Origin of the sequence: Micromonospora sp. NPDC047753, from assembly GCF_040642735.1 — a bacterium.
Lineage (GTDB): Bacteria > Actinomycetota > Actinomycetes > Mycobacteriales > Micromonosporaceae > Micromonospora.
This window is the reverse complement of sequence record NZ_JBEYSL010000549.1, coordinates 1-4,231: the sequence shown is the minus strand read 5'-3', so window position 1 is coordinate 4,231 and position 4,231 is coordinate 1. Positions and strand designations below refer to the sequence as shown.

Below are 4,231 nucleotides of genomic sequence, written 5' to 3'. Positions count from 1 at the left end.
GGTCGTCCTGCGCGCGCGGATCCGGGGAACCGAGGGGGGCCTCCGCTTCGGTGTCGGGTGCGTCTTCCGGCTCACGGATCACCCGCCGCCCCCGGTCCGGATCACAGGTCGAGCAGCCGCAGCGGCACGGCGTCCGCCAACGCCTGGTTGCCGGCGTCGTTCGGGTGGATGTGGTCCCCCGAGTCGTATGCGGGCAGCAACTGGCTGGGCCGGGCCGGGTCACGCAGCACCCGGTCGAAGTCGAGCAGCCCGTCGAACTCCCTGCTGCCGCGCAGGTACGCGTTCACCGCCTGGCGGGTGGCCTCCTTCTGCGGCGTCCACACACCCGGCGCGCCGTGCCCCTCGTACGGGGTCAGCGTGGCCACCAGACTGGTCAGCCCGCGCTGCTGGAGCTGCTGGTTGATCTGCCGCAGCGTGCCGATGATCGCCTCGGGTGAGTCGTTCGACATCCAGATGTCGTTGATGCCCAGGTGGGTGACGACGGTACGCACACCGGTCTGCGGGAACACGTCCTCGTTGAGCCGGGCCGCCGCGTTCGGGCCGAGCTGGTAGTAGCCCGGGTAGTTGCCGTCGCCCGGCTCGGTGCCCTCGTGGTTGAGCCGGTTGCCGGCCAGGCTCAGGTTGAGCACGCCCGGGGTGCGCCTGTCCGGCCGGTCGGCGAGCAGCCGGTCGGAGAGCAGGTCGGGCCAACGCCGGTTAGCGTTGACGGTGCTGCCGTTGCCGTCACCGATGGAGTCGCTGAGTACGACCAGCGCGCCGGGGCTGCCCTTGCGTTGCACGTCGACGCCGGAGAGGAAGAACCAGCAGCAGGTGGGGCGGGTGGTGAAGCCGGTGCCCTCGGCCGCCCCGGTCAGATCCCCGGCGCCGATGAAGTTGGCCTGCTGGGACTGCCCGTGGAACGTGGTCGGACCGGTCGGCGTCGGGAAGTGCAGGGTGACAACCAGGTCGCTGTCGTCAGCGACCGGGAAGGCCAGCGGGTCGCTGAGCAGTTCGGCGCCCCGGTTCATGGTCGCCGTGGGCGCACCGGTGAAACTCAACGGACGTACCGAGGCCGCGTCGATGTCGGAGAGGTCGTCCGGTGTCGCGGTGTTCGGCCGGGCGACGGTGGCGCGACCGACGGTGACCGCCTGCTCGCCGTAGAGGTTGCTCAGGCGGACCCGCAGCGCCGGGCCGCCCACGGAGACGTGCACGATCATCCGGACGCTCTGGTTGTTGAGGCCGGTGTTCGTCAGCCCGACCGAGTTGCCCCGGGTGACCGCGGTGGCCCAACTGCCCGCCCATCCGGCGCGGGAGTCGGGTCGGCCGGCGGCGGTGCCGGACGGACCGGCGCTGGCGACGACGGCGGGTGCGCCGGCGACCAACAGCACGGCCGCAGCGGCGATGACAGGCCATCTCTTCGGGGTTGCCGTTGCCATGGAGCCTCCATCGTGTGGCAGCCCAGGGCCGTCTGCTGACGGCGCCCGCCTGGACGATGGTCCAGAAACCTAGCCGCCGCCGTTGACGGGCGTCAATCAACCTGATCGACGCGATCAAATGTCCGGCGGGCCGTTCGGATCGCCCGTCGGCACGGTTCCGACCAGCCGTTTCGCGCCTAGGCTTCCAGGCGGCGGCGGTGCGGTCGCCAAGCGCGCCACCGTCGCGTCGTCACCGGGAAACTGCCCGGGGACCGCCGCTTTTCTCAGATGGGGGCTGCCGGATGACTGACGGACCCGGGCACACCACTACCTACGTGGACAGGGTGTTGGATCTCTTCGCCGAGTTCGGCGACCGGGAGGCGCTTGTCGGCGCCGGTCGCCGACTCACCTACACCGAGGCCGCCGCGCTGGTCCGGGCGATGGCCGCGACGGTGACCCGGCACGGCGTACGGCCCGGGTCGGCGGTGCTGGTGACAGTCGCGAACGCGGTGGAGGGTCCGCTGCTACAGCTCGCCCTGCATCTGCTCGGCTGCCGGACGATGTGGGTCGCCCCGGTGACCGCGCGCCGCGAGGTCGACGAGTTCATCCGGTTGGCCCGCCCGGACGCCCTGGTCTACGACGCGCGGGACCGGGACAGTCTGGGCCCTGAGCTGGCCGCCGCGCTGCCCGGCACACCGGTGTGCTGTCTGGGCTCGGGCGGCACCGGGCCCGATCTCACGGCCGACGCCGACGCCGACGTGACCGGCCTGCCGGCGTCGGTGCCGGCACCCGAGTCGTTCCTGCAGACCAGCGGCACGACCGGCAGCCCGAAGCTGGTGCACCATAGGGAGAGCTTCTACGCCCAGATCCTCGCCCTGGCCGCCGACTTCCGCGCCGCCGGGTTCCCGTTGTTGCGGCACCTGTCGCACTCGCCGATGTGGCTGGCCAGCGGGCAGATCACCACGCTGTTCAACCTGTTCACCGGCGGGGTGCTGTTCCTGCGCGACGACTGGGACCCGGTGGCCTTCGTGGACACCGTGCAACGGGAGCGGATCAACTCGACCTTCGTCACGCCGCCGATGCTCTACGAGGTGCTGGACCACCCGGCGCTGGTCGGCGCGGACTTCTCCGCCATGTTCATGTTCAACGTGGGCGCCGGGCCCGCCGCGCCCGCCCGGCTGCGCCAGGCCATCGCCCGGTTCGGCCCGGCGCTGCGCATCGTGTACGGCCTCAGCGAGGCGGTCGTGATCACCGCGCTGCCCGGGCTGACCGACGATCCGGAGCACCCGGAGCGGTTGCGCTCGTGCGGGCGGCCCTACGGCGACGTCCGCGTCGAGATCCGCGATGACGACGGCGCGGTGCTGCCGACGGGCCGCGACGGCGAGGTGTGGGTACGGACCCGACTGAGCTTCGCCGGCTACCACGGTCAGCCGGAGCTGACCGCGCAGACGCTCGTCGACGGGTGGGTGCGGACCCGCGACATCGGCCACCTCGACGACGACGGTTACCTCTACCTCGTCGACCGGGCACACGACATGATCGTCACGCATCGCCGGAACTGGGCGATCTTCTGCCGTCCCATCGAGGACGTGCTGGTCGGGCACCCCCAGGTACGGGCCGCCGCCGTCATCGGCGTGCCGGACGAGACGGTCGGCGAGGTGCCGCACGCGTACGTGGTGCTCGGGCCGGGCGCGACGGTCACCGGGGCGGAGCTGATCGACCTCGTGACCGTCGAACTCAACGAGATGTGGGCGCCGGCCGCTGTGGAGGTCCTCGACCGGCTGCCGGTGAACCGGTCGATGAAGGTGGACAAGCGGGCGCTGCGCGCGCGGTACGCGGCCCGTCGGGCGGCGGCGGTCGGGGCGTGACCCCCCGCCGGCAACTGGTCGTCCTGGTCAGCGCGGACCTGATCTCCAACCTGGGCACCCGCATCTCGGTGGTGACCATTCCGTGGCTGGTGCTGGTCACCACCGGCAGCCCCACCAAGATGGGTCTGGTCGCGTTCGCGGAGACCCTGCCGTACCTGCTGTCCAGCGCGTTGGGCACACCCTGGGCGGACCGGATCGGCCTGCGCCGTACCTCGATCCTCTGCGACGCGGGCAGCGCGGTGGTGATGGTCGTCGTGGCGCTGACCCCGTGGTTGGGCTTCGTCCCGCTGGTGGCGCTCGTCGCGGTGGCCGGCGCGCTGCGGGGCATCGGGGACCGGGTGAAGCACGTGATGTTCCGGCCGGTCGCGGAGGCCGCCGGAGTGCCGCTGATCCGCCTGACCTCCGCGTACGACGGGCTCAGCCGGGTGGTGACACTGTTCGGCGCCGCGGTGGGCGGCCTGCTGATCGCCGTCTTCGGGGTGACCGAGGCGATCCTCATCGACGCGGCCAGCTTCGGGGTCTGCGCGCTGCTCATCGGCGTCCTGGTCCGCCCGCCGGCCGCCCCGACGCAACCCACCAAGCCGGAAAGTTACCTGCGCGCCCTGCGGGGTGGCTTCAGTTACCTGGGCCGGGACCGGCCGCTGCTCGGCATGCTCGCCGTCATCTCGGCGCTGAACATGGTGGCCAACGCCAGCGTGGCCGTCTACATCCCGGTCTGGGTCGCCCGGGAGCTTCCCGGCCCGAGCGGCCTCGGCCTGGTGTTGGCGGCGTTCTCGGCGGGCGCGCTGCTGGGCAACCTGGTGTTCACCGCGCTCGGGCCCCGGCTGCCCCGGCGGCTGACGTTCCTGGTCGGCGCGCTGGTCGCCGGCACGCCCCGGTTGCGTACTCGGCGTAGAGGCCGCCCTTCGGCCGCGTGGTGGCGGAGACGTAGACCAGGTCACCCGCAGCCAGGTCGGTCACCTTGCTGCC

Annotated in this window: 3 protein-coding genes; 2 read left to right on the top strand and 1 reads right to left on the bottom strand. The window is 72.1% G+C overall.

Going from position 1 to position 4,231, the window contains the following annotated elements; all coding sequences use genetic code 11:
* Positions 1–101: 101 nt before the first annotated feature.
* Positions 102–1,382: an SGNH/GDSL hydrolase family protein gene (locus ABZ749_RS30635; protein WP_357233861.1), complete on the bottom strand. Its 1,281-nt coding sequence runs from the start codon at positions 1,380–1,382 to the stop codon at positions 102–104.
* 314 nt (positions 1,383–1,696) lie between these two features.
* Between ABZ749_RS30635 and ABZ749_RS30630 the strand changes: the two genes are divergently transcribed.
* Positions 1,697–3,262, top strand: a complete 1,566-nt coding sequence (locus ABZ749_RS30630) for an AMP-binding protein (protein ID WP_357233858.1) — start codon at positions 1,697–1,699, stop codon at positions 3,260–3,262.
* A partial coding sequence (locus ABZ749_RS30625) for an MFS transporter (protein WP_357233855.1) occupies positions 3,259–4,231 on the top strand: 973 nt, incomplete at its 3' end. The genes ABZ749_RS30630 and ABZ749_RS30625, both read left to right, overlap by 4 nt.

Coding starts and splice junctions, on each gene's coding strand:
- ABZ749_RS30630 (WP_357233858.1), top strand. CDS start 1,697: ATGACTGACGGACCCGGGCACACCACTACCTACGTGGACAGGGTGTTG.